The sequence below is a fragment of the Deltaproteobacteria bacterium genome, from assembly GCA_022340465.1.
Classification (GTDB): Bacteria; Desulfobacterota; Desulfobacteria; order Desulfobacterales; family B30-G6; genus JAJDNW01.
The window spans coordinates 68,733-93,098 of sequence record JAJDNW010000024.1; the positions used below are offsets into that span (position 1 = coordinate 68,733).

The following is a 24,366-nucleotide window of genomic DNA, read 5'->3' on the forward strand; positions in this document are numbered from 1 at the left end:
TACCTATAAATCCTTCAACAAAAGGTTGTCGGGCGAGCTGTCGATGATTTCCTGAAAACGGGCTAGGGATGTGGAAATCGCGGCGGTTTCCTTTGTCTTTAACATCGGGATGTTGTCGGAGCCGATCTTTTCCAGCGACGCCAGAATGTAGCCCATGCTCAGAAGGTCGGTGCTCACGGCTGGCTGGTAGACCGGTTCGTCCTGATCAATCCCCGCCAGTTCCGACAAAATGCCGCTTTCCGTCAGGTCGGCCACGAGCCTGTGCACCAGCCTTATGGGGATCTCGAGCCGGCCTGAAATCTGGCTCATGGTGAGCGGTTCCTTTGCTTCCGTAAAGCGTTGCACAATCAGGTGAGTGATCATCAGCGCCAGATGTTTCTGCATGCCGGAGGAAATCCGTCGGCTCTCCCGGTCGAATTCATAGGCTTCGATATTCTGATGGGCGAAGGAAATTTCCGCCCCGAAAAAAACGATCATCCAGCTCAGGTGCAGCCATATAAGGAACAGAGGCAGTGCGGCGAAGCTGCCGTAGATGGCATTGTAGCTGGCGATGAGAAACTGAAAGTTGATGTAAGTGTGCTGGAGAAGCTGATACAGTCCGCCGGCAATGAACCCTGCCAAGAGGCCCGAAAGAAAGCGGACTTTGGTGTTGGGCATCAGCAGGTAGATGAGGGTGAACAGCATCCAGATCATGAGGAAGGGCAAAAGCTTGAACGAAAAGTAAATGATGGGGCTGACGCCGCCCAGCAGGGAAAACTGTTGAATGATGGTGGTGACCTGTGTCTTGACGTACACGGTGACGCTGCTGGAGAGGATGACAAGCACGGGGGAAAGCACCATAATGGTGAGATAATCGCTGAATTTCCTCCATAGGGAACGGGATTTCTTGACATCCCAGATGTCGTTTAGGGACCGTTCGATATGACTCAACACGTTTACGGAAGCCCAGAACAGGACGATGACGCCGATGCCGGCTATCATGCTGCCCCTGGTCCTTTCGAGCAGATTGTGTGCGGAAGCGACCACCTGCATCATCACCGCTTCCTGTCCGGGAAATTCCTGAAGCAGTCTTTGCTCCAGAGACGTCTCGAAACCGAATCCCTTGGCGATGGCGAAGGCCATGGCCATGATGGGCACGATGGCGAGCAGGCTGTAGTAGGTTAGAGCGGAGGCCCTTAGCTGGAGGCGGTCCTCCCCGATGCCGCGAACTGCCAGCAGCACCATCCTGAGCAGTCGTAAAAGAAAGGACCTTTTGCCCGACAAGTGCCGGGACTGAATGTTCCAGACATCTATTTTCAAAAAGTTCAATAGCTTTGAAACCATGGCGACACCATTGATTGGAAAGCGGTTATATCAGTCAAAGGATCTGAAATTGCCGACACTCCCCGCGAAAAAACAGGCGACCCGGTGGTCGGTATCCACTTCCCGGTATTCGGGTTCACGCTTTCGACAGACATCCTTGGCAAAGAGGCAACGGGTGTGAAAGCGGCACCCAGACGGCGGGTCGATGGGGCTGGGGACATCTCCCGCCAATATGATTCTATTGCGGGTGGCTCTGGGATCCGGCAGCGGCGACGCGGACAGCAGGGCCTGGGTGTAAGGGTGTAGCGGCTTTTTATAAAGCCGTTCACGGGTGGTGCTCTCGACAATTTTTCCCAGGTACATGACGGCAACGCGATTGCTGATGTTCTCCACGACGCTCAAGTCGTGGGAAATGAAAAGGTAGGTCAGGCCAAACTGTTCCTGGAGATCCTTCAGGAGGTTGATGACCTGGGCCTGGATGGACACGTCCAGGGCCGACACCGCTTCGTCGCAGACAATCAATTGAGGGTTGAGGGCCAGGGCCCTGGCCACACCGATACGCTGGCGTTGTCCGCCGGAGAATTGGTGCGGGTATCGGCGCATGTGCTCCTTGCGCAGCCCGACGACTTCCATGAGTTCGAGGACCCGTTCTTCCCTGGCTTTTCGGCTGCCCATGCCGTGCACGAGCAGGGGTTCGCCGATGATGTGAGACACTGTTTTGCGTGGGTTCAGGGAGGAAAAAGGGTCCTGAAAAACGATCTGCATCTCCTTGCGCAGTTTTCTGAGCCGGGTTTGATCGTATGTGACGATATTCTCGTTGTTGAAATATACCGAACCGCTGGTGGGTTCCTCCAGCCTCAGGATGACGCGGCCCAGGGTGGTTTTGCCGCACCCCGACTCGCCCACGAGCCCAAGGGTCTTCCCTTTTTCGACGGTGATGTTCACGCCGTCGACGGCCTTGACCGAAGCTATTTCCTTTAAAAACACGCCGCCCAAGATGGGGTAGTGCTTCACCAGGTTTTCGGTTCTCAGAATTTCCTTTGATCGGGTCTCTGTGTCAGGCATATTTCAGGCACCGTACTACATGATTATCTCCCACGTCACACCGTCGGGGCTTGGTTTTACGACAATCGTCGAAAACATCCGGGCAGCGGTCGCTGAACAGGCATCCATCGGGCAAATTGAACAGGGACGGAACCACACCCGCAATGGTGGGCAGGCGTTTTTTTTCTTCCTGCCGACCGAGGATGGGGATCGATTCCATCAGTCCTATCGTGTAGGGGTGTTTGGGGTTCAGGAACAGCGACTCCACGTCGGCATACTCCATGACGCGGCCGGCGTACATGACCGCAACGTGCTGGGCCATCTCCGCGATCACGCCCAGGTCGTGGGTGATGAAAAGGATCGAGGCGCCCGTGTCCGCCTTGAGTGTGTTCATCAGGTCCAGAATCTGGGCCTGGATGGTTACATCGAGAGCGGTCGTGGGTTCGTCGGCGATCATCAGCTCCGGGTTGCAAGCCAGTGCCATGGCGATCATCACCCGCTGGCGCATGCCGCCGCTCATCTGGTGGGGGTAGTCGTCGAGCCGCCTTTCCGCTGCCGGAATACCCACTTTGCGAAACATGTCGACCACGCGGTTGCGGGTCTCTTTTGCACTCAGGTTCCGGTGCAGGCGGATGACTTCGCCGACCTGGTCTCCCACCGAAAAGACCGGGTTGAGTGAGGTCATGGGTTCCTGGAATATCATGGAAATCCGGTTGCCCCTGATGCCGCGCATCTCCTTTTCGGAAAGATCCAGCAGGTTCGTTCCGTTGAAACGGATGTCGCCGCTCACGATTTTGCCGGGCGGGTCCGGGATGAGCTGTATGATCGAGTGGGCGGTAACGCTTTTCCCGCAGCCGGACTCACCCACCAATCCCAAGGTCTTGCCGGGTTCGATGGACAGGTTGACATCGTCGACGGCCCTGGCCACCATTCCTCGCACGAAGAAGTGGGTTTTAAGATGCAGGATGTCAAGTAGGTTTTGGCTGCTCATGTTTGGCCTTCAATCGCGCAACCGCGGATCCAGCGCATCACGCAGGCCGTCGCCAAAGAGGTTGAATCCGATGACGGCCAGCAGGATGGCGATGCCCGGAAGGGTCATCACCCAGGACGCTCTCAAGATCAGCGACCGGCTCCTGGCGATCATGGCACCCCACTCCGGTGTCGGCGGCTGGGCACCCAGCCCCAGAAAGCTCAAGGCCGCCGCGTCCAGGATGGCCGAGGCAAAGGAGAGCGTTGTCTGGACGATCAAGGGGCCCAGGCAGTTGGGGATGATGGCAATGAAAATGATGCGCCAGTCCCTGGCGCCGATGGAACGGGCCGCGATGACATAGTCCTTTTCACACTCTTCCAGAACGCTGCCACGGACGATGCGGGCAAAGCGCGGGACGTAGGTGATCCCGATGGCCAGCATGGCATTGCGCAGGCTGGGGCCCATGTAGGCCACGACGACAATGGCCAGCAAAAGATAAGGAAAGGCCAGGATGATGTCCATGATGCGCATGATGACACTGTCCAGCGTGCCCTTGTAGTAGCCGGCCACCGAGCCCAACAGGGTGCCGAAAACAAAGGCCAGGCCCACGCTGAAGACAGACACCATCAGCGATACCCGCGATCCGTAAATCAGACGCGAAAGGATGTCCCGGCCCAGGTCGTCGGTGCCCAGCATGTTTTCCCAAGAACCGTTATCGTGCCACACCGGTGGTTTCAGTTGATCGTACAGCGAGGTTTCCACGGGATTGTGAGGGCTCAGCCAGGGGGCAAACACGGCCGCCGCCACGAACACGGACACGATCAACAATCCGGCAATGGCGGTTTTGTTTCGCCAGAGCTGGGCCATCTGTGCGACGAAGGGGTGCCTGTCCAGAGGGCTTATGTCGGTCTTTGTCGCGGCCATGGGCTAGTGCACACTGATCCTGGGGTTGATGACGGCGTAGAGCACATCCACACACAGGTTGATAATGATAAAAAGCGTGGCGATGAACAGGGTCCCTCCCTGGATGACCATGTAGTCCCGCTGCATGACGGCATCGTACATCCATTTGCCCACACCGGGCCAGGCGAAAATGGTTTCGGTTAGAATGGCGCCGCCCAGGGTAACGCCGAACTGCAGCCCGATGGTGGTCACCACGGGTATCATGGCATTGCGCAGGGCGTGCTTGAAAACAACCTTGAAGCGGGAAAGCCCCTTGGCCTTGGCCGTTTTGATGTAGTCCTGGCGCAGGACTTCCAGCATGGCGGAACGGGTCATCCGGGCCACGATGGCCATGGGAATGGTGCTCAGGGTGACCGCAGGCATGATGATGTGCCACAGGGCGTCTTTCAGGGCCACCCAGTTGCGGGTAATGACGGCATCCAGAATGTAGAAATTGGTGATAATATCGAGGTTGACGTCGATACTCAGGCGGCCCGAAAGGGGCAGCCATCCCAGGTTGAGTGAAAAAATCAGCATGAACACCAGGCCCAGCCAGAAAATGGGCATGCTGACACCGGCAAGGGCACCCAGCATGCTTACGTAATCGAAGAGGGAATACTGGCGGGTGGCGGAAACAATACCCAGGATGATCCCGAAGAAGCAGGCGATGATCAGGGCGCACACGGCCAGTTCGATGGTGGCGGGAAAGCGCTGCGTGATTTCAATCCACACCTTCTGCCGCGTCCAGATGGTTTCGCCCAGGTCGCCCTGCATCAGTCTTTTCAGAAACATCCCGTACTGAACATAAAGGGGTTCGTTCAGCCCCAGGTGCTCGCGGATCTCCATCAGCGCCTCGTCGGTGGCGCGCTCACCCAGCAGCAGCTCCGCCGGGTCCCCCGGGGTGACATGCAGCATGAAAAAGACGATGATGGAGACGCCCAACAGCGTGGGGATCAGAATCAGTATCCGTCTTAGGATGTAGGCCAGCATACGATAGATTAAATGCTTCCACCTAAATTGAGCGTTTCATTATGTCATTCCTGCCAGGGCAGGAACCCAGAAATGGAGACTGGATGCCGGATCGAGTTCGGCATGACGGATCAGGCTGTCGATTTACCGGGTCGATCGATCTCCCCCGGGGTAGCCCGGGGGAGGATGGTTTTATATGACGCGGCCTATTGGTCCAGCCACACGTTTTTCAGCCGGACGGAGCTTGTGGGGTGGAGCTTGAAGTTCATGACCTTCTTCTGAGCCGGCCAGATAACGGTCGAGTGGGCTACGGGAATGACTGGGCACTCATCGTAGAGCAGCTGCTGGGCATCTTCGTATATCTTGGTGCGTTTTGCCTGATCCACGGTCTGCTTACCCTGCAGCATGAGTTTGTGGTAGGTTTCGTTGTGCCACTGGGTGCGGACCGAAGGCGAGGCCAGCCCGTCGAAGAGCACGGCCAGAAAGTTGTCCGGGTCGCCGTTGTCGCCGGTCCACCCGAGCTGGAACAGGTCCATGTCTTCGGGCTGTTCGCGCTGGCGTTTCAGGTAGGTGCCCCAGTCGTAACTGACGATTTTGGCAACGATGCCGACCTTTTTCAGGTCCGCAGCCATGGCCACGCCGATTTTTTGCCCGTCCGGGTTGTACGGCCTGGGAACCGGCATGGACCACAGGGTGATTTCACCCAGGCCCTCGCCTTCGGGGAACCCTGCTTTTGCAAGATACTCCTTGGCCAGTTCCGGGTCGTACTTGTAGCCTGGAATGGATTTGTTGTAGCCCCACATGGTCGGGGGGATGGGGTTCTTGGCAACCTGGCCCATGCCCTGGTAGATATTGTCCACGATGGCCTTGCGGTTGATGGCGTGCGCGATGGCTTTTCTCAGGTTGACGTTGCTCTTCCAGGGTTCCTTGGTGTGGTTGAAGGAGAGGTACCCGATGTTCATGCCCGGCTGCGTGGGGAGCTTGAGGTTTTTGTCCTTGCGCGCCAGGTCGATGTCCGCGGGGTTGGGGAACTGGCAGATGTGAATGTTGCCGGTTTTCAGTTCCAGAAAGCGGACCGAGTTTTCGGGAATGGAACGGAAAACGACCTTGTCCAAATAGGGGCCACCCTTCTTGTCCCAGTAGGCCTTGTTCTTTTCCAGGATGATGCGGTCGTCCTTGATCCACTGAACGAACTTGAAGGGACCGGTTCCCACGGGAGTGCGCAGGAACTCCTTCGGATTTTTCAAAAAGGCGGTGGGGCTGATGATGTCCGCGAAATCCATGCCCAGGTTGGCCAGGAAGGGGGCCTCCACGCGTTTCAGGTTGAACACCACCGTGTATTCGTCCACGGCCTCGATGCTGCCCACCGTGTCATCCATTTCCATGGAAACCCAATACTCGGGCGGGCGCTCCTGGGGCGGGATATCCCATCCCTTGCCGGTGAACTTGACCTTGCGGTCCTTCATCATGCGGCCGATGGAAAAGACGACGGCATTGGCGTTGAAAGGGGTTCCGTCGTGGAACTTCACACCCTTGCGCAGGTGAAACGTGTATGTTTTCCCGTCGGCGGAGATGTCCCAAGATTCAGCCAGCCCCGGCTCTAAAGCGGTGCTCTCGTCGGCATAAAAAACCAGTGCTTCGAAGATGTTGTCGCACACTAAAAAGGAGTTGCCGTCGGTTTCATAGGCGGGATCCAGGCCGACGCTGTCGCCGCCCCTGCCGAAAACGAGGGTTCCCCCTGTTTTGGGTGAAGCCGCCATGGCGGCACCCGTGAAAACGAAGACCATTATTATAAGGATCAACGACAGTTTTCTTACCATAGGGTCCTCCTTCTGCATCTTAGGTTTTGTGGGGAAAAGGGCATGCCCTGTGTCGCCGATATGCCCCTTGGTATGGTGAAAGCCAAGCCTTCTTTTTATTTGTGGGTTTTTCGGTTCGGAAGCCGATATGACATAGCTATCACATAGCTATCAGAAGCATTTGGCTTTGTCAAAACAACAATGTGCCATTTAAAAAAAGCCTGCTCATGTCTTCCGAACGGCCGATTGCGCTTGAAAGTTACGGCGGGGTTTGAGACACAGGTGGCATGAAGATGCGCGGTTTTGAAACAGAAACGGGCACCCCGTGGTATGCCGTCGGTGCGGGCGATACCTACAACCGGTGGCTGCTCGCCCTCTTCAGCGGCGTACTCCTGGGCATTCCCTGGGTCTATCCGTCGTTTTCCTCTCTCATCTTCGTCGCCTGGCTGCCGCTGTTTCAGTTGGAAGCCGGTCTGAGGCGACAGGGAAAAACCTACCTGCTTTTCAACTATGCCCTCGTAAGCTTTCTCCTGTGGAACATCCTTGGAACCTGGTGGATCGCACGGGCGTATGTTCCGGGGGCGGTGCTCATCATACTGACCAATGCGCTGCTGCAGGCAGCCTGTTTCCGGTTGGCCAGCGGTCTGGGTAAACATGTGGGGGCGCCGTTCATTCTGCCGTTCACGCTGATATGGATGGGGTTCGAGCATTTTCACGAATGGTGGGACCTTGCCTGGCCCTGGCTCAACCTGGGGAACGCTCTGGCTTCATCGCCGGTGGTGGTTCAGTGGTACGAGTACACCGGCGCCCGCGGGGGGACGCTGTGGATCATTCTGGCCAATTTCGCAGCGTTGAAGGTTCACAGGGACTGGGTCGCCAACCGCAAAAAGCCCCTGGTGCGGTCATGCACCGGCTTCCTGTTGGTGCTGCTGTTGCCGTCCCTGGCTTCCTGGCAGATCTTCCGCAACGTCGCCGCCGGCTCGGACAGCCTGCCCTTTGTCCTGGTGCAGCCCAACCTGGACCCCTATACCCAAAAGTTTGTTCCCGAAGCGCAGGCCGGCCACCTGGACGCCTTTTTTAAAACGGCCGACGCGTCGTGTGACAGCAAGACCCGTCTGCTGCTCGGTCCGGAAACCCTTATTTTGAACCAGATCGACGAAAAGGATCCCACGTCGTCGTCCGAGCTGCGCCGCATGAAGGCCTTTCAGCAGAAATACCCGCAGCTGAGCATTCTCCTGGGCGCGCACAGCTTCGAAAAAATTCCCGCAGGGAAGGTGGTCCCGGGCAGCCGCTGTGACCCTGAAAAGAGAATCCATTTCGAGGCCTTCAACTCGGCGCTGTTCCTGGCCCCGGCATCCACGGCCCGGTTTTATCACAAGACCAAGCTGGTGCCGTTGTTCGAGCGTGTGCCCTTTTTGCCGTACCTGGGGTTTTTGGGGAGATTTTCCCTTGAGCTCGGGGGCTACGTCGGCACCTATTCCAATCGCCAGGCACGGTCGTTTTTCAAAGCTCCCGGCGATGCGCCCGACATCCTGCCCATCGTCTGCTTTGAATCGGTTTTCGGCTCCTATTGTGCAAGGCGTCTGTCGGCGCGCAAGGGAATCGCCGTAATGATCACCAATGACGGATGGTGGAAACACACGCCCGGATACCGGTATCATTTCAATTTCAGCCGGCTGCGTGCCATCGAATGCCGGCGGGACCTTATACGGGCGGCCAACAACGGCATTTCCGCCCTCATCGATGCGCGGGGGACGGTGGTCGCACGGACATCCTGGTGGCAGCCCGCGGTACTCAAAGGGGAGGCGCATCTCAGGGCAGGACGCACATTTTTTTCGAGGCACGGAGACTATCTGGGAAAGGCTACGCTGCTTTGTGCTTGCGTTCTGTGCCTCTGGGCGGCTGTTTGCCGCAGACGGCCGTAACACCGGCGCCGGGAGGGGCCGCCGTTTTCTCGGTATGTTGGCATGCGGGGCAGATATGTGTGCCGCGCTGGGCCACCGTCAGGCGTTGGATCGGCGTCCCGCAGCGCGGGCAGCCAAGGCCGGTTCGGCGAAACACCTTGAGTTCGTCGGCGTTGCGCCCTGTTCTGCCGGCCACCGAATAGAAGTTGCCCTCGCCGGTGCCTAATGATGTGCCCATGTTTTTGAGTCCCTTTTTGAGCACGCGCGGGATGGCCTTGTGCAGGTCGTCCACCTCTTTTTCGGTGAGCGACACGCTGACGCGCTCGGGGTGGATCCTGGCCGCCCACAGCGCTTCGTCCACATAGATGTTGCCCAGGCCGGCAATGAAGGACTGGTCCAGAAGCAGCGGCTTGATCCGGCGCTTTCTGGCCTGCAGCATCTTTGCAAAGCGTTTTCGCGTGAAGCTCCGTTCGAGCGGTTCGGGTCCGATGCGGTCGAGAATCGTGCGTGCTTCCCGGGTCAGGGTGAGGCGGCCGAATTTGCGCGTGTCGTGAAACCGCAACTCGCGCTCACGACCGACCCGCAGCACCACGTGTTCGTGCCGGTCACGGCCGGTCCCGCAGGCCTTCCAGTTCAACCTGCCGGTCATGCGCAGGTGCACCAGCAGCGTCCAGTCCCCGGACAAAGCCATGACGATGTATTTGCCCCTCCGGGTGACGGCCTCGATGGTCAACCCCTTGATTGTTGCGCAAAAGGTTTTCGGGGACATGCCGGCAACCGTCCTGGGCCAGTACACGCGCGCTCCCAGGATGGAACGCCCTGTGATTCCGAGGGCGTTCAGGTTCTCAACCACCGTCTGCACTTCGGGCAATTCAGGCATGCAGAACATCCTTTTCTCAAACCTGATCTCACTGCAGGTTAAAATTTGAAACACTCGGTTTATAGCGTTTGACAGAATACCGACCCGAGACTACGTTTTCCATCTGGCTACCTTACTGCTTCGGAAAAAATATTCCTTATGTTGGACATCGGTTGTATCGGAACATATATGTGACAACCGGTATAGGTGTTGATAATTACCTGGTGGATGCATATCATGATCTTGTTGGCCGTGTCCATGTTGAGGTAAAATCGAAAACGGCGATGCCCTCACTACCTTGGGGCGCATGTCTACAATGACATTTGATGGGCACCATGAAAAGATCCTCGCACGCCAAACAGATGCTGGCAATACAGCTGCTTTTATGTGCACTTGTGTTCGATTCGTTCGTTTATGTTTCGAGGAGCTTTGCGGCGGAAATGCCGGCCGGGGAAAAACGGACGGCAATCTTTCGGCTGTATGCATCCTACATGGACGAATTTCCCGAGGTCCGGGGAATATCGGCACTGCAGGCCATGGCGTTGCACCGCCGGGGAGCGGTGGTCTTCGTGGATGTCCGCAAACCGGCCGAGATGGAAATCTCCACGCTGCCCGGGGCCGTGGGAGCCGACGCCTTTCGAGCCCACCCTGATCGCTACCGGGGCAGGACGGCGGTGGCCTACTGCACCATCGGCTACCGCAGCGGCCTGTTTGCCAAAAAGATGGCCGAACAGGGCGTTCCGGTGTTCAACCTCGAAGGGGGGATCCTGGCCTGGCTGTGGGAGGGCGGCGAACTTCTCGACGCCGGAGACGGAGCGGTGAAGCGTGTCCACGTGTATGCGCAAAAATGGGACCTGGCCCCGCCCGGGTATGAAACCATACGGTTCGGTTTCTGGCAGCGGCTGTTCATTAAGTGAATGCAGCCATTTTTAAAAAAAGGGAACCCTCGAATCAGGGAGGAGAAATTATGGACAGACCCATCTATCTGGACTACAACGGCACGACGCCGCACGACGCGGAGGTGGTCGAGGCCATGCGGCCCTTTCTGGAGACCGAATTCGGCAATCCCTCCAGTTCCCATTGGTACGGGATCAAACCCCGGCAGGCGGTGGAAGCGGCGCGCCGGCAGGTGGCCGGCCTTTTGAACTGCCAGCCAGGGGAGGTTTTTTTCACCAGCGGCGGCACCGAGTCCAACAACCACGCCATCCTGGGAACGGCGCAAGCCCTGCAGGCCCGGGGGAACCACATCATCACCAGCAGTTTCGAGCATCCAGCCGTGTTCGAAGTGTGCGGCTACCTGGAGCGCAACGGTTTCGAGATCACCTACCTGCCGGTAAGCGAGGAGGGGATGGTTGACCCCAACCGGGTGGCGGACGCCGTGCGTCCCGAGACCATCCTGATCTCCATCATGCACGCCAACAACGAAGTCGGGACCGTGCAGCCCATTGCCGCCGTCGGCCGCATCGCCGAGGAACACGGTATTGCCCTGCATGCGGATGCCGCCCAGTCGGTGGGCAAAATCCCCACCGATGTTCAGGTGATGGGGGTGCACCTGCTCTCGGTGGCCGGGCACAAGGTGTATGCCCCCAAGGGGATCGGCGCCCTGTATGTTCGACCGCCGCTCAAGCCGGAACGCTTCTGTCACGGCGCCGGACAGGAAAAAGGGGCGCGGGCCGGCACCGAAAACGTGATGGGCATCGTCGGGTTGGGCAAGGCCTGCGAGATCGCCAAAAGAGACCTGGAAAAAAACATGGCCCACATGAAATACCTGCGTGACAGGCTCCACGAGGGGCTTTTGAGCCGTCTGGCGGACATTCGTGTGAACGGCCACCAGGAACAGCGCCTTCCCAACACCCTGAGCGTTTCCTTCAAGGATATCGAAGCCAACCGTCTGCTGGAGGAAATCGGCCTCGATGTGGCGGTTTCTGCCGGGGCGGCATGTCATGCCGGCACCGTGGCGTTGTCCCACGTGCTCATCGCCATGGGCGTCCCCGTGGAGTGGGCCAAGGGGACCCTGCGCTTCAGTTTGGGCAAGATGACCACCGAGGCGGAGATCGATAAAACCATCCGTGTGGTCGCCGATGCCGTGGGGAAATTGCGGCCGGCCTGTTGAAAGCCGTTATACCGGTTGTCATATATATGTTCCGATACAACCGATGTCCAACACAGGGTGGATGATGAATTTACTTGTATTGTCAGAGGGCTATTAGGGTCACGTCATTCCTGCGGAGGCAGGAATCCAGAACATTTAACTGGGCTACGGGCGGCTCGGGTGTAACGTGGGATTTAGAAATTTTCAACAGGCAAAACGCTAACCGGTCCGTTCCTTGAGCGGCCCCTGCCCGCCGAGAAAACGCAGAATCCAGTCGAACCCCAGCAGCAGCAGTTCGGTTTCGCTGCGCCCGACCTTTTCCAGGCGTTTCTCTGCCACGTGGAACCGTGACAGAAAGCTGCTTTCGAACACGAAGCGGCGGAAAGTGTCCATGTTGTAGGCCGCCATGTAGACCATTTTCATGGCGGGGCTGTCCACACCCTGTCCCCCGAAAGGGTTCCGGCGCAGCAGGGCGTCCACCATCGCCCAGCTGGCGTTGACGGCGTTGTAGGGTTCCATTTCCTGGTCCTGCATCCACTGCTCGGCCGTCCAGGCCTTTTCCTCCCGGTGCCCCAGGCAGTATGAATGCCGGGCCACGTAGAAGCTGTAGTGAACGCGGCCGCTTTTCGTGCCGGACATGGCCGGTTCCAGGGGGTAGGCCCGGCAGGCGTAGGGACGGTCTTCATAAACCTGACAGCCCTCGGGATGCAGAAAGGGGCAGGGTCTGCCTTCCCGGTTGCTCATTTTCAACATCACGTGGGGAAAATAGGGGTTGTCGCGGAAGGCGGTGACGGTGTGTGCGGCCAAAAAGGCCTCGGACGTCATGCCGCAGCGTTGTTTCAACCGGACGATGTCGTATGGGTACAGGTACATGTCCGCATCGTGACAGCAGCGGGTGAAGCATGCCACGCCCCGGTGGCAGGCGAACTCGAAGGTGTCCCCCGCCAGCACATACCGGTCGCTTGTAAGGTGTTTTTCAGGTGTCTTTTCGTTCATGATGGTGTAACCGGCTGCCTTTCCAGGGACTTTTTGATGTTGCGGCGGGCCAGCTGAAGCACGCGCAGGACCAGCACCAGGCCCCCTGCAATACTGACCGCCAGGCTGACGGCCATGGTCTTTTGTCCCACCGGTTTGAACATGGCGCCCGTGACCATAAAGGCCACCAGCATGACGCCCATGACCCAGAACACGAAGGCCGCCGCACACCGCAGGGCGGTCCGCCGGTGGTAGTCGCGTCGTCCGGCGGCGGACATGTGCGCCCACTCCCTGCGCCCGGTAACGAAATCCCCGCCGCAGTGGGGGCAGGTTTCCTTTTCAGGACCCACGGTGTTTCTCGAAAAAAGTCCCGAACGCCACTCGACCTCTTTCCCGCAGTGCGGGCAGTATTCGGAGATGAATGTCTGCATGACATTCAGGTCCCGGCCAGGCATGCCCGCAAGGCCTGGTCCAAATCTTCCCTGATATCATCGGGATCTTCGATGCCCACGGACAACCGCATCAAGCGGTCGGTGATGCCCAGTTCTTCGCGTTCGGCAGCGCTCATCTTGGCATGGGAGGTGGTAACCGGCGCGCAGATGATCGTTTCCACACCTCCCAGGCTCAAGGCCGGCCTTATCATTTTCAGGTTCCTGAGAAATTGATGCGGATCCACCTTGTCTTCATTCAGCTCAAAGGAAACCATGCCGCCGAAACCGTTCATCTGTTGACAGGCGATTGCATGTCCCGGGTGGTCTTCAAGACCGGGATAATACACCTTGCTGATGAGGGGGTTTTTCTTGAGGAAACCGGCCGTGGCCAATGCATTTTCATTCTGACGCTCCACCCGGATGCCAAGGGTTTTCAAGCTTCTTTCAATCAGATAGCAGGTCCCGGCATTCAAGCTTCCGCCGAAATTAGCGGCCGTAGTTTGCATGCGCTCCACCAGGTTTGCGGAAGCGAGTGCGACTCCGCAGCAGATGTCGCTGTGCCCGCCGATATACTTGGTTCCGCTGTGAACAACGATATCCATGCCTAAATCGATGGGATTCTGGTTGATGGGGGAGGCAAAGGTGTTGTCGATGATGGTCAAGATATTTTTCGATCCGGCCAGATCGGCCACCGCCCGGATATCCGTGATCGACAGGAGCGGATTAGAGGGCGTTTCGATGTAGATGATACGGGTGTTTTCACGAATCACTTTTTGGATGTCGGAGAGCTGATTGGAAACGAAATCGTAAGTGATGCCGAAGCGGTCGAACTCGGCCGTGGCAAAATGGTGGGTCCCGCCATATATGTCCTTTTGAAGAACGATGTGGTCGCCCTGGCCGACCAAGGCAAAGACAGCCGTGCTGATGGCGGCCATGCCGGAGCTGAAGATCAGTCCGTTTTCTGCATTTTCCAGCGCACACAGCTTTTTGACGATGGCGGCTTGGTTGGGCGTGTTGAAATAGCGGGGATAAACGTTTTCGTCGCGATCCAGATATTCAAATGATGAGGAGGTGAAAACAGGTGTGTTGATTCCTCTAGTGGTTGGTTCCATATAGGTGCCACTGTGAACGCACTGGGTATGTTTTTTCATGTTTCATTCTCCATCGTTAAAATTTCGGATCTATCGGTTTCACTGCCGGAACGATATCATCCCCGGCTGCCAGCCGCTGCAAACTGCGCCGTAGCAGTATTCCCCCGGGTTTGACACGCAACACAGCAGTGCATAGCTTTGCATTTATATTACAAAGGCAACTATGGGGTAGCGGGTCAAATGAATACCGACAATGGATTGACAACCAGGCCGATTCCGGGCCTGATCGCCCAGCTGGCGATTCCCGCCAGCATCGGCATGTTTTTCAACACCATGTACAACGTGGTGGACACCTGGTTCAGCGGCCTGATCTCCACGGAGGCGATTGCGGCCCTGTCCCTCTCTTTTCCGGTTTTTTTTGTCATCCTGTCCATCGGCTTCGGTATCAGCACCGGAACGACGGCCCTGATCGCCAACGCGTTGGGTGCCGGGGATGAAAATGAGGCCCGGTTGTATGCGGTTCAGTCTGTTTCCTTTACCGTGATCCTGTCCCTGATGCTGTCCACTGTGGGGCTTTATGCGTCCCCCCTTCTTTTCAGGATTCTGGGCGCCCACGGGTCCTATCTCTCGATTTCCCTGGCCTACATCGACGTCATTTTCTACGGGCTGGTGTTTTTTGCCCTGACCTACGTGCTGAATGCCATCCTTGTCGCTCAGGGCGATACCAAAACGTTTCGCAACGTGTTGATATTGGGGTTTTTCCTCAACCTGGCGTTCGACCCCTGGTTTATTTTCGGCGGGTTGGGCCTGCCGGCACTGGGTCTTGCCGGCGTGGCCTGGGCCACCATTCTCATCCAGTTTTTCAGTTTCCTCTTCATGGGGTGGCGCGTGATCCGTACCGGCCTGATATGCCGCGACTGCTGGGGCATGTTCGTGCCGCGGTGGCGCTATTTCGTGGAGATTGCCAGGCAGGGCTTTCCGGCCAGCCTCAACACCATGACCATCGCCATCGGCATCTTCATCATCACCTGGTTTCTCAGTCGGTTCGGTCAGACCGCCGTAGCGGCGTACGGCATCGCCACCCGGGTCGACCAGATCGCCCTGCTTCCCATTATGGGGCTTTCCACCGCCACCCTGACGCTGGTGGGCCAGAACAACGGCGCCGGGAAATACGACCGCTGCCGCGAAGCCTATCACAAGGCCCTCTTTTACGGCATCCTGGTCACCACGGTGAGCATTGTCGTCGTGTTCGCCATACCGCGCCTCATCATGCAGGCCTTTACCGAGGACAGTGCGGTGGTGGGCATCGGCGCCTTTTATTTGAGGATTTCCGCTTTCATCTACTGGGCCTACATCATCCTGTTCGTCGCCGTGGCCGCGATGCAGGGGTTGAAGCGGCCGCTTTACGCCATCTGGATCGGCCTTTACCGCCAGATCACGGCTCCGGCGGTCGTGTTTTACGCCCTGGCCTATCTTTTGGGAATGGGCCTTACCGGCATCTGGTGGGGCATTTTCCTGGTCACCTGGTCGGCCGCCCTCTTCACCCTCTATTATGTCCGGCGCACCATGAACAGGGCATTTTCACCTGAGTCGAGCGTTTCAACGTAAATTCAACTAATTTGTCAAGAGCCCCGGTTACGGCGGGGACAGGTCGAATACCTCGGGACGGGTGAAGTAACCGCTTGTATCTTTTACCGACAGCCACACTTTAAGGGCGCTGTCGATCGGTATGCTCAGGGAGTCGCCCCCTTCTTCCGTCCAGTCGCTGTCGTTGTCGAATTTGTACCGGACCGCCAGCACTTCCCTGCCGGTTTCCTGAGACGGGGCATAGGTCACGTTCAGCAGTTCTCCCTCAACGGAACAAGCGCTCATCTGCGGCTCAAGCTCGGTGGCCATGAGTGCGTAGGGGTTGCCCCTGGTGACTCCGTCACCACCGTCGCACCAGATGTTCACGCTCACCAGGTCTTCCAGATAAATAAGGTGGCCGTTGCTTTCGGGATAGAAAGCGGCCGTGGGGTCGATGATGTTGATGTTGGCCTGATAAGCGTAGCTGTCCACTGACGACGGATTGCCGAAGGGGTCGCTGTAGTAGCTTTCTCCACGGAGAACGCTGTTGACCGTGCCCACGTCCGCCCAGAGTTGGAAATGAACGGCTCCCCTCAATATGGGCGGGTCTTCCAGGATGTTGCCGTCATCGTCTTCGAAGCGGATCGAGAACGAAGCGATGCGGCCCTCTTCATCCACGTTTATCTCAGGGACGGGGTGGAAGCTCTGCTCGCTGTTTTCGAAGACGTAGATGTTTTCCTGGTGGGTCTGTCCGTCGGCCGTGGCGTATTCGACCAGGTAATCGCCCACCGGCGCATTGACAGGGTCGGTAATGTTGCCGCCGGCCTGGGCCGTTAAATCGGAGTCATCGGAATGGTTGCAGCGCAGGTCCAGGGGGACTTCGCTGACATCCGTTTCCTGGCCCTCGACCTGCTGGTCTTCGCAGGGATAGCCGTAAAAATAGGTGACCCGGGTGTCATCGGGAAAAACGACCCGTCCGCCCCGTTCCCCCTGCTCGTCGTAGAGGTCTTTGGCCGTGTAGCCGTTTTTGTTGGTGGTGAACTGCAGCACGAAAGAGCGGTCTGACTCTTGCACGACGTCGTCGCGCCAGTCACCGCTCCCGTCCCAGTCATAGGGTTCAAGGGTTCCCCGGTCCAGGTAAGTGGTGGTCGCATAGTGTAAATCCAGCCTGGCCGTATAGTCCTGAAAGCGGCGCTCGATGATGGAGACGACATATTCCCAGGGGATGCGGGATTTTTCCCGGTCAACCAGGGGATGGAAGGTAACCAGGTCCTGCCAGTCGACCTGACCGTCTCCATTGACGTCCTCACGAATGATCGCCCTGGCCACGCGCCGCAGCACGGTTCGTATGCCTTCGGGGTCCGCGGCCGGATCATAGCCCGGCGGCAGGTTGGAGTCACCCATGGGGTTGGTGGCGTTGGCAATGGCGTCGAATACGGCGTCCGTGGCAAACAGCAGCAGGGGATTGGCCACAACCCGCAGGGTTTCGAGATCGACCGGGCTGGGCAGGACGAATTCGAGGGCCGTCTCGTTGGGCGTGGGCGTTTCGTCCCGGATGCCGTCGTCGTCCGCGTCGACGTCGAATCCGCCGGTGACCCTCACCAGCAGCGGCATATCCGCAATTTCCGTGATGGCGTCGATGGTGATGCTCCCGGCCTCGGTCAACGCCGCTGCATCACTGGTGACCCCGGAGCGGATAACGACATCGGGATCCTTCAACGTCGTGATGGTGAAGTCGGCGTCCACGATGGGCCCCATGACGACGTTGAAGGTCACCGTTGACCCGCCGCCACCTCCCCCGCTGCACGACATGCAAAGCAGCAGCGAAAAGAAAACCGGCAGCAGGTTAAAGCGTGTGGATCCCTTCATTGGCATACCTTCCCATAGAGGTCGTTTAAAGGTGGTTTGCTAGGCCTGTACGAACAGCCCTTTGTCTTCCTCCAGCGCATACAGCTTGTCGACCATGAATTCCACGTATTTCTGGCACTTTTCCTTCCAGATGCCGGAATCCAGGAATTCTTTGTAAACACCGGGTTTGGAGAAATCCATGCCGATAAGCCCGCTGCAGGTGATGTCGCCGAAATGTTGATTGAATTCAGTGACTATTTTGGCTGAATGGGTACGGATGGCATGGCGGGCCTGCTTGGCGCCCTCCTTGTCATCCAGAGAGGCACGATGGCGCAAACCGAGAAAGACCGCCGAGGAGGACACCACCCCGCAGGGGGCGTTCTGAAACCCGCCGATACCGCCTAAAAAAGGGATACCGGCCCACAGAAAGTCTTCGTTTTCCAAACCATAAGCTTCCCACATAACTTGCAGGACGGAAGGCCCTCAGTGGTATCCACCCAACATGAGTTTCTGGGCACGATCCTTGGCCTCTTGGACGGTCATTTTCATCTGCATCAGGGTTTCCTCCTTGCGTTAAGGGTTTTAGGATGAAGATGCTATAAAACCCCGAAAACAGCATTAAAGTCAACCCCGGGCGAAAAAATTTAGGAGATTTCAGCCTTGATTCGCAAATAGCGCCATATTTTTATGCGGGTCATTAACGGGAATTGACAATCCGTGTTTATCTGATTATTGTTTATTAGATAAAAAGGGGTAACATCGGCGCAGCCGAGTTGAGCAAGAATTGTTTTACAATAATTGTCGATCTTTGAAAAATTGGGGGCGAAACGGCTTCGACGGGGATAAGGAAGCTCTGATTGCATGTCGAGCTCCTGTCAGCTCGTAAAACGACGGGAACTAAATATAATCGCAGACGATTATGAATACGCTCTAGCCGCTTAAGGCTAGCGTCCTTCCGGACCATTCCTGCTAATCCGGACAGGGCGACGACTCGCAGGATAGCCGATCACGACTTTTCGCTAAATGAACGGCGAACTTCCAGCGGAATAGCCTTGTGAGCATCTTGTCTGATAGGCACTCGCAGAGGCGAATCCTCAAGATCAGACTAAACATGTAGATATCAGTGTGGAATATTTTCGGACGCGGGTTCGACTCCCGCCGCCTCCACCATGCTTCGCCCTTCGGGCTACGCACGGCAGGCCATTATTAAGAGGCTTGCCGTTCTTGTTTTAAGTGATATATGAATAATTTCAGGCGAAGCATGCCCTGCCAAGTTTCCTGGAACGAAGCGGGGCGCACCAACCTCCCATAAAAACGCATACCTTTGAAAAATATCTGAAATCGCATTCTGGCATTGCGTTTGCTAATAAGCGCCTTTGATAAAGCCCGGCATAATTTTTGAGGCGGTCAATTAGGAAAGAATTTATATATAGAAACAAGCGGTTATATCTTTTCCAAATTATTCCCACCCTAAAAAACGTTTTGATATCGCTCTATGTCCAACCTGATAGAACAGATGCCGGCAAAACATATGAGCGTTAATCGTTTAAAGAGCATATCATTGAAGCAAATGGTCGCAAACGAAGCTTCTGCTCAAAATATGAGATTAAGAAATGAAGGCGCGCACCTGACGCTGGATCAGGCCGAATGCTTGTGTAACGGCGAAGTGGTGCCGGAAGCCGACTCGGATGATGCGCGGGAACTGCTCAATTACCTGTCAGCTATTGAATTCGTTTCCGAGCACACGTCTGAAAATGTCGACAACCTACAATGTCACCGCATCGATGCCTTTTCATATTTGAGCAGTTTAATTTAATATAAACTATTGATTAATCATCATAACCTGTTAATTATCAAACGATTCGAAAAAATGACCACTTTTCAATAAAAATTTCCATGTTGCGTCTATAGCCTCTGATCATATTTCAGCTGGCAACCAGCTACGTTCAAAAGGGAAATATAACGGCATGCAGGAAACGCACAGCAGCGATCCTTCTTCGGCATCACATTCCCACGGTAAATCCCTTGAAGAGGTGCATAGCACGGTTGAAACCCGGCATCCAAATTTATGGAAGCGTATATTTGCCTTTGCCGGGCCGGCCTATCTGGTCAGCGTCGGTTACATGGACCCGGGCAACTGGGCGACCGATCTGGAAGGCGGCTCACGCTTCGGTTACGCGCTGATTTGGGTTATCCTGATGTCGAACATGATGGCGGTGCTCCTGCAGACCTTGTCGGCCCGCCTGGGAATCGTCACCGGCAAAGACCTGGCTCAAGCCTGCCGTGCGGAATATTCGAAGGCCGCTTCATTCGCGCTCTGGATTTTTTGCGAGATCGCCATTGCCGCCTGTGATCTGGCCGAGCTGCTGGGCACCATCCTCGGGTTGAATCTTCTCTTTGGCCTTCCCCTGCTCTGGGGGGCCGCGGTAACCCTGCTCGACACCTTTCTGCTGCTCGCGATCCAGCGTTTGGGGATTCGTAAGATGGAAGCGTTTATTCTTTCACTGATCAGCGTCATAGCGGGCGGTTTTATCGTCAATCTTTTTCTGGCCAAACCGGACTGGGGCCCGGCTGCTGCCGGTTTGATACCTTCCTTGCCCGAGGGATCGCTTTACATCATTCTCGGTATCATCGGTGCAACGGTGATGCCCCACAATCTTTATCTTCATTCGTCTCTGGTGCAGACGAGGCGTGTATCACGCATCGTTGATTCGAGAGCCCAGGCCTGCCGCTATAATTTGATTGATTCCACCATCGCTTTGAATGCGGCCTTTTTCGTCAACACGGCCATTCTTGTCCTGGCGGCGGCCGTTTTTCACCGTCACGGTATAGTTGTCACCGAAATTCAGCAGGCGCACCAAATGCTCGACCAACTTCTGGGGTCCCACGCCGCTCCCATCGCCTTCGGGCTGGCTTTGCTCGCCGCCGGTCAAAGCTCCACGCTGACCGGCACCCTGGCAGGGCAAATCGTCATGGAAGGGTTTGTGAAAATCCGACTCAGGCCTTATTTGCGGCGCTTGATTACACGCGCCATAGCGCTGCTGCCGGCTGTGGTGGTCATCTCGATCTCGGGGGACGAGGGCACCTACAAGCTGCTGATTTTAAGTCAGGTGATTCTCAGCCTGCAACTGCCGTTTGCCATTGTCCCCCTTGTGCATTTCACCAGCGACAAATTGAAAATGGGATCGTTCGCCAGTAAGTGGTGGGTGAAGGTGCTGGCATGGATCACATCCATCATCATCATCCTTTTAAACGGCAAGCTGGTTTATGATCAGATCATGGAGTGGCTCACGGGTGGCGCTCCTATGCTTTTTTCTATATTGGCGGTGATGATTGCGGCTGCCATTTCACTTTTCCTTGTCTACATCATTCTCCTTCCGCTGGTGCGCGGGGAAAAGACTTGGACAGAAGAAAAAGCCAGCGGTGCCTCGGCAGTCATCGAGGACATAGCAACGCATCCCGTGAAACATATTGCCGCCGCATTGGGGCGTGACGCCAACGATGCGGCCATCGTCGGCCGGGCGCTCTCATTGGCCAAAACGGAAAAAGCCCTGCTAACCCTTATCCATGTAGCCGATACCGCCCTGGCACATGTTTACAGCGACGATGGCTATGACGCGCATACCCGTGACGACGAGCAATACTTGTTGGAAATAATGGAAGAAGTGCGGTCGTCCGGCGTGATGGTGGAGATTGAGCTCGCTTATGGCGATCCCGCCAAGGAACTGGTTCGCTTCGCCATATCGCACCACGTGGATATGCTGGTCATGGGCTCGCACGGGCACCGCTTGTTGGGGGATCTTCTGTGGGGGCAAACCGTGGATCCGGTCCGTCACCGGGTAAAGATACCTGTCTTGGTGATATGATAAAAAATGCGAAACGCGAATGGACTATTTTGGGAAAAGCAGCACGAATATAACGCGTACACCAAATCCTTCCGGTCCGCTGTCCGGGCTTTCCGCCCAATAGCGGATGCCGCCGCCTACATTGACAAGCTGCTTGCCCAAACTTAACACCTTCGTGGCCGTGAAATTCAGCGGTACTGACCACTTTTCAGCTTCCCAGTCATAGGTGGACTCCGTGTTGACCGTCAGGGTTACGGCACTCTTTGACGTATATGAGATGAACGGTTGTAAAAACGTGCTGCTGACATCCGCGCGATCATCGTCACCTGCCACCGACCAGATATGGTTTGCAAGCGTACCTAACGTCCAAGGTCCAGCCTGCTTGAGCGCTACAGCGGTGGGGCCCGTTCCCCATTTGTCCGCTCCGAGCAAATCATCCGTGGCCGTTGGAATAAGAAACACGGGCCCGACACCCCATATCAAGCCTCTCTCTGTTGGTTCTTTCGGCGAAAAGAAAACGCTTTGCACTACATCTCCCAGGCCCGACTGGCTTCCCGCACCGGGATAGATGTCATCCTGCGAGACTATCGGCAAAATAGTCCTGGAAATGATATTCCAGTCATCGTTCATTGAAATCGGAACGACCGGCTGGATATTCAGTAAATAACGCTCCCCGTCGTCGTTTTGTCCGATATTGGAATCGTAGTTGAGTTGGAACGGAAGGCTGATGAGTGAAGCGATGGGATTGGCTAATTTCTTGGCAAGCGACTCCTTTTCTGCCGCAACTGCGTTTTGTGCCGTGAATACGGCGATGATCAACGCACATAGGATTGCGCATAGTCCCTGAGGGCGTGGCATGCATTTCATGCATTACTCCTTTCGTTACATATTGTCCAAAACCGACAACAAAACAAGAAATTGACGAAACTCGATTCCCGGAAAAATAAAAAGCGGACGGGAAGTGGAGGGTGGAACTAACCCCGGCGTATACAGCGCCGGGGTTATCGCTCCGCCCTCCATCGACCTCTAAATTATTTACCTTCTCCGACACGTGTAAAATCCGACATTACCTCTTCCAGATTAAAAGAGGCTGGTTTCTGCCTTGGCGGGAAATCTTTGAACGTGGAAACCATCTTACCAGCAATGGCTTGCGCGCCAACAGCAATGAACTGCGCCCGTTCTTCCATCCATTCATAATAACTATTCGAGTTATGCTGGGCCCTTTCAAATGGGTCCATGCGAAGATCGAAAATTAAGGGTACCCGCAGCTGTACAAAGGGATACATCCACACACCAAACGCCGAGGATTGCTGCTCCATGAATACCACTTTCCAACGATCGTACCGCATGGCGACAAGGTCGCCGTCATCGCTCCAGTAGTAGAATTCATGGCGGGGCCAGTTCGTTGAGCCGTATTTGTCTTTGGTAATTTGTTTCTCACCGGTCAAGAAGGGAAGCAGGTTATAACCATCCAGGTGCACCTTGTACGTCCTGTCGACGCCTTTATAACCCTTCAAAAGTTTCTCTTTTATCTGGGGTTCGCCGGCAGCTGCCATCAGGGTCGGGACCCAGTCGTTTCCTGCAACAATTTCATTGACAACACGGTTAGCCGGTATTTTTCCCGGCCAACGAACCAGAAGGGGAACGCGGTAGCCGCCGTCCCAGTTGGTGTTCTTTTCACCCCTAAAAGGCGTAATGCCGCCATCGGGCCACATATTGTAATGCGGTCCGTTGTCGGTCGTGTACACAACGATCGTATTATCGGTGATCCCCAATTCATCGAGTTTATCAAGAAGCTGACCTATCTGGTCATCATGCTGCATCATCCCGTCAGCATAGAAATTTAATCCTGATTTTCCTTTGTATTCGTCCGGAACGTGCGTGACATAGTGCATGCGTGAGGTGTTGAACCAACAGAAAAAGGGCTTGTCAGCCTTTGTCTGTCTTTCGATAAAATCAACGGCAGCATCGAGAAACTCCTGGTCAACCGTCTCCATTCTTTTCTTCGTCAGCGGTCCGGTGTCTTCAATTTTGCCGTCAGCCGTACTTTTTATCACCCCTCGCGGCCCGAAGTTTTTCCTGAAGTTGGGGTTTTTGGGATAATCCGGGTTTTCGGGGGTCTCTTCGGCGTTCAGGTGGTAAAGGTTACCGAAAAATTCATCAAAACCGTGATTGGTAGGCAGAAACTCATCCAGGTCACCCAGGTGATTTTTACCGTATTGCCCTGTAGCATATCCCAATGGCTTCAGCAGTTCTGCCAACGTCGGATCTTCGGGCTGAATCCCGAGGGTCGAACCGGGGAGTCCAACCTTGGTCAGTCCCGTTCGTACCGGCATTTGCCCGGTAATAAACGCCGATCTCCCCGCCGTACAGGACTGCTCGGCGTAATAATCGGTAAACTGCGTTCCTCCGCTTGCGAGGCGGTCGATATTGGGAGTTTTGTAGCCCATCATCCCTTTGTTGTTGTAGCTTAAATTCCAAAAGCCGATATCATCGCCCATGATGACGAGGATATTGGGTTTGTCCGCTGCCTGTACCAGGGTGGCTGCCAACAGCAAAGTTGCGCATAACAGGAGAATGGGAACTTTGTTCAGAATTTTCATGATACCTCCTCTTGGTCTGAGCATTATAAAAGGCAGAGAGCGCCAACTTAGCCGCGTAATTTACGAATATAAAGTCTTATATCCATCAGGTCAATACATCTAATAAATAAAACATAAAGTACCTAA

The 24,366-nt window shown here is 55.9% G+C and carries 20 protein-coding genes and 1 other RNA gene; 7 read left to right on the plus strand and 14 right to left on the minus strand.

Features of this window, described 5'->3' with window-relative positions:
• Window positions 1-3: 3 nt before the first annotated feature.
• The 6 genes from LJE94_04555 to LJE94_04580 all read right to left on the minus strand — a co-directional run bounded on the left by LJE94_04555 (window position 4) and on the right by LJE94_04580 (window position 7,047).
• Complete coding sequence (locus tag LJE94_04555) at window positions 4-1,323, minus strand: YihY/virulence factor BrkB family protein (GenBank protein MCG6909379.1); 1,320 nt, start codon at window positions 1,321-1,323, stop codon at window positions 4-6.
• A gap of 30 nt (window positions 1,324-1,353) precedes the next feature.
• Complete coding sequence (locus tag LJE94_04560) at window positions 1,354-2,367, minus strand: dipeptide ABC transporter ATP-binding protein (GenBank protein MCG6909380.1); 1,014 nt, start codon at window positions 2,365-2,367, stop codon at window positions 1,354-1,356.
• Complete coding sequence (locus tag LJE94_04565; protein MCG6909381.1) at window positions 2,360-3,337, minus strand: ABC transporter ATP-binding protein; 978 nt, start codon at window positions 3,335-3,337, stop codon at window positions 2,360-2,362. Before LJE94_04565 ends, LJE94_04560 begins: the two co-directional genes overlap by 8 nt.
• Before the next feature lie 9 nt (window positions 3,338-3,346).
• Window positions 3,347-4,240 carry an ABC transporter permease gene (locus tag LJE94_04570; GenBank protein MCG6909382.1) on the minus strand — a complete coding sequence of 298 codons (894 nt, stop codon included), beginning with the start codon at window positions 4,238-4,240 and terminating at the stop codon, window positions 3,347-3,349.
• 3 nt (window positions 4,241-4,243) lie between these two features.
• Entirely contained in the window at window positions 4,244-5,248 is a 1,005-nt protein-coding gene (locus LJE94_04575) for an ABC transporter permease (protein ID MCG6909383.1), read from the minus strand.
• A gap of 185 nt (window positions 5,249-5,433) precedes the next feature.
• Complete coding sequence (locus LJE94_04580; protein MCG6909384.1) at window positions 5,434-7,047, minus strand: ABC transporter substrate-binding protein; 1,614 nt, start codon at window positions 7,045-7,047, stop codon at window positions 5,434-5,436.
• A 272-nt stretch (window positions 7,048-7,319) separates the two neighbouring features.
• Between LJE94_04580 and lnt the strand changes: the two genes are divergently transcribed.
• The gene (gene lnt, locus LJE94_04585) at window positions 7,320-8,951 is read left to right on the plus strand and encodes an apolipoprotein N-acyltransferase (GenBank protein ID MCG6909385.1); all 1,632 of its coding nucleotides are present in this window, start codon (window positions 7,320-7,322) and stop codon (window positions 8,949-8,951) included.
• Here lnt and mutM read toward each other — a convergent pair.
• A complete protein-coding gene (gene mutM, locus LJE94_04590) occupies window positions 8,890-9,810 on the minus strand; it encodes a bifunctional DNA-formamidopyrimidine glycosylase/DNA-(apurinic or apyrimidinic site) lyase (GenBank protein ID MCG6909386.1) in 921 nt (306 codons plus the stop codon). The two genes, lnt and mutM, sit on opposite strands and share 62 nt — an antisense overlap.
• A gap of 314 nt (window positions 9,811-10,124) precedes the next feature.
• On the opposite strand from mutM, the gene LJE94_04595 reads away from it, so the two are divergent.
• Window positions 10,125-10,706, plus strand: coding sequence for a rhodanese-like domain-containing protein (locus LJE94_04595; protein MCG6909387.1), 582 nt, complete (start codon window positions 10,125-10,127; stop codon window positions 10,704-10,706).
• Between the two features lie 50 nt (window positions 10,707-10,756).
• Window positions 10,757-11,902 (plus strand): cysteine desulfurase, encoded by a 1,146-nt coding sequence (locus tag LJE94_04600; protein MCG6909388.1) that lies wholly within the window; start codon window positions 10,757-10,759, stop codon window positions 11,900-11,902.
• A gap of 198 nt (window positions 11,903-12,100) precedes the next feature.
• Here the strand turns inward: LJE94_04600 and LJE94_04605 are convergent, their stop codons facing one another.
• From LJE94_04605 to LJE94_04615, 3 genes are read right to left on the minus strand one after another with little or no spacing between them, the layout of a single operon-like run.
• Complete coding sequence (locus tag LJE94_04605; protein ID MCG6909389.1) at window positions 12,101-12,877, minus strand: YkgJ family cysteine cluster protein; 777 nt, start codon at window positions 12,875-12,877, stop codon at window positions 12,101-12,103.
• The gene (locus tag LJE94_04610) at window positions 12,874-13,287 is read right to left on the minus strand and encodes a hypothetical protein (GenBank protein MCG6909390.1); all 414 of its coding nucleotides are present in this window, start codon (window positions 13,285-13,287) and stop codon (window positions 12,874-12,876) included. Before LJE94_04610 ends, LJE94_04605 begins: the two co-directional genes overlap by 4 nt.
• Window positions 13,288-13,292: 5 nt before the next feature.
• Window positions 13,293-14,438: a PLP-dependent aspartate aminotransferase family protein gene (locus tag LJE94_04615; protein MCG6909391.1), complete on the minus strand. Its 1,146-nt coding sequence runs from the start codon at window positions 14,436-14,438 to the stop codon at window positions 13,293-13,295.
• A gap of 180 nt (window positions 14,439-14,618) precedes the next feature.
• On the opposite strand from LJE94_04615, the gene LJE94_04620 reads away from it, so the two are divergent.
• The gene (locus LJE94_04620; protein ID MCG6909392.1) at window positions 14,619-15,986 is read left to right on the plus strand and encodes an MATE family efflux transporter; all 1,368 of its coding nucleotides are present in this window, start codon (window positions 14,619-14,621) and stop codon (window positions 15,984-15,986) included.
• 27 nt (window positions 15,987-16,013) lie between these two features.
• On the opposite strand, the gene LJE94_04625 is transcribed toward LJE94_04620, so the two are convergent.
• Window positions 16,014-17,813: a hypothetical protein gene (locus LJE94_04625; protein MCG6909393.1), complete on the minus strand. Its 1,800-nt coding sequence runs from the start codon at window positions 17,811-17,813 to the stop codon at window positions 16,014-16,016.
• A 39-nt stretch (window positions 17,814-17,852) separates the two neighbouring features.
• Window positions 17,853-18,254: a C-GCAxxG-C-C family protein gene (locus LJE94_04630; GenBank protein ID MCG6909394.1), complete on the minus strand. Its 402-nt coding sequence runs from the start codon at window positions 18,252-18,254 to the stop codon at window positions 17,853-17,855.
• A gap of 356 nt (window positions 18,255-18,610) precedes the next feature.
• Here LJE94_04630 and ssrA point away from each other — a divergent pair.
• From ssrA to LJE94_04645, 3 genes are all read left to right on the plus strand, one after another.
• Window positions 18,611-18,962: a transfer-messenger RNA gene (gene ssrA / locus LJE94_04635) on the plus strand.
• A gap of 346 nt (window positions 18,963-19,308) precedes the next feature.
• On the plus strand, window positions 19,309-19,608 hold the full coding sequence (locus LJE94_04640; protein MCG6909395.1) for a hypothetical protein: 300 nt from the start codon (window positions 19,309-19,311) through the stop codon (window positions 19,606-19,608).
• 151 nt (window positions 19,609-19,759) lie between these two features.
• Window positions 19,760-21,658 (plus strand): Nramp family divalent metal transporter, encoded by a 1,899-nt coding sequence (locus tag LJE94_04645; GenBank protein MCG6909396.1) that lies wholly within the window; start codon window positions 19,760-19,762, stop codon window positions 21,656-21,658.
• Between the two features lie 24 nt (window positions 21,659-21,682).
• Here the strand turns inward: LJE94_04645 and LJE94_04650 are convergent, their stop codons facing one another.
• Window positions 21,683-22,495 carry a transporter gene (locus tag LJE94_04650; GenBank protein ID MCG6909397.1) on the minus strand — a complete coding sequence of 271 codons (813 nt, stop codon included), beginning with the start codon at window positions 22,493-22,495 and terminating at the stop codon, window positions 21,683-21,685.
• Between the two features lie 173 nt (window positions 22,496-22,668).
• Window positions 22,669-24,240 (minus strand): arylsulfatase, encoded by a 1,572-nt coding sequence (locus LJE94_04655; GenBank protein ID MCG6909398.1) that lies wholly within the window; start codon window positions 24,238-24,240, stop codon window positions 22,669-22,671.
• Between the last annotated feature and the right edge of the window lie 126 nt (window positions 24,241-24,366).

Coding starts and splice junctions, on each gene's coding strand:
- LJE94_04555 (MCG6909379.1), bottom strand. CDS start 1,323: ATGGTTTCAAAGCTATTGAACTTTTTGAAAATAGATGTCTGGAACATT.
- LJE94_04560 (MCG6909380.1), bottom strand. CDS start 2,367: ATGCCTGACACAGAGACCCGATCAAAGGAAATTCTGAGAACCGAAAAC.
- LJE94_04565 (MCG6909381.1), bottom strand. CDS start 3,337: ATGAGCAGCCAAAACCTACTTGACATCCTGCATCTTAAAACCCACTTC.
- LJE94_04570 (MCG6909382.1), bottom strand. CDS start 4,240: ATGGCCGCGACAAAGACCGACATAAGCCCTCTGGACAGGCACCCCTTC.
- LJE94_04575 (MCG6909383.1), bottom strand. CDS start 5,248: ATGCTGGCCTACATCCTAAGACGGATACTGATTCTGATCCCCACGCTG.
- LJE94_04580 (MCG6909384.1), bottom strand. CDS start 7,047: ATGGTAAGAAAACTGTCGTTGATCCTTATAATAATGGTCTTCGTTTTC.
- lnt (MCG6909385.1), top strand. CDS start 7,320: ATGCGCGGTTTTGAAACAGAAACGGGCACCCCGTGGTATGCCGTCGGT.
- mutM (MCG6909386.1), bottom strand. CDS start 9,810: ATGCCTGAATTGCCCGAAGTGCAGACGGTGGTTGAGAACCTGAACGCC.
- LJE94_04595 (MCG6909387.1), top strand. CDS start 10,125: ATGAAAAGATCCTCGCACGCCAAACAGATGCTGGCAATACAGCTGCTT.
- LJE94_04600 (MCG6909388.1), top strand. CDS start 10,757: ATGGACAGACCCATCTATCTGGACTACAACGGCACGACGCCGCACGAC.
- LJE94_04605 (MCG6909389.1), bottom strand. CDS start 12,877: ATGAACGAAAAGACACCTGAAAAACACCTTACAAGCGACCGGTATGTG.
- LJE94_04610 (MCG6909390.1), bottom strand. CDS start 13,287: ATGCAGACATTCATCTCCGAATACTGCCCGCACTGCGGGAAAGAGGTC.
- LJE94_04615 (MCG6909391.1), bottom strand. CDS start 14,438: ATGAAAAAACATACCCAGTGCGTTCACAGTGGCACCTATATGGAACCA.
- LJE94_04620 (MCG6909392.1), top strand. CDS start 14,619: ATGAATACCGACAATGGATTGACAACCAGGCCGATTCCGGGCCTGATC.
- LJE94_04625 (MCG6909393.1), bottom strand. CDS start 17,813: ATGAAGGGATCCACACGCTTTAACCTGCTGCCGGTTTTCTTTTCGCTG.
- LJE94_04630 (MCG6909394.1), bottom strand. CDS start 18,254: ATGTGGGAAGCTTATGGTTTGGAAAACGAAGACTTTCTGTGGGCCGGT.
- LJE94_04640 (MCG6909395.1), top strand. CDS start 19,309: ATGCCGGCAAAACATATGAGCGTTAATCGTTTAAAGAGCATATCATTG.
- LJE94_04645 (MCG6909396.1), top strand. CDS start 19,760: ATGCAGGAAACGCACAGCAGCGATCCTTCTTCGGCATCACATTCCCAC.
- LJE94_04650 (MCG6909397.1), bottom strand. CDS start 22,495: ATGCCACGCCCTCAGGGACTATGCGCAATCCTATGTGCGTTGATCATC.
- LJE94_04655 (MCG6909398.1), bottom strand. CDS start 24,240: ATGAAAATTCTGAACAAAGTTCCCATTCTCCTGTTATGCGCAACTTTG.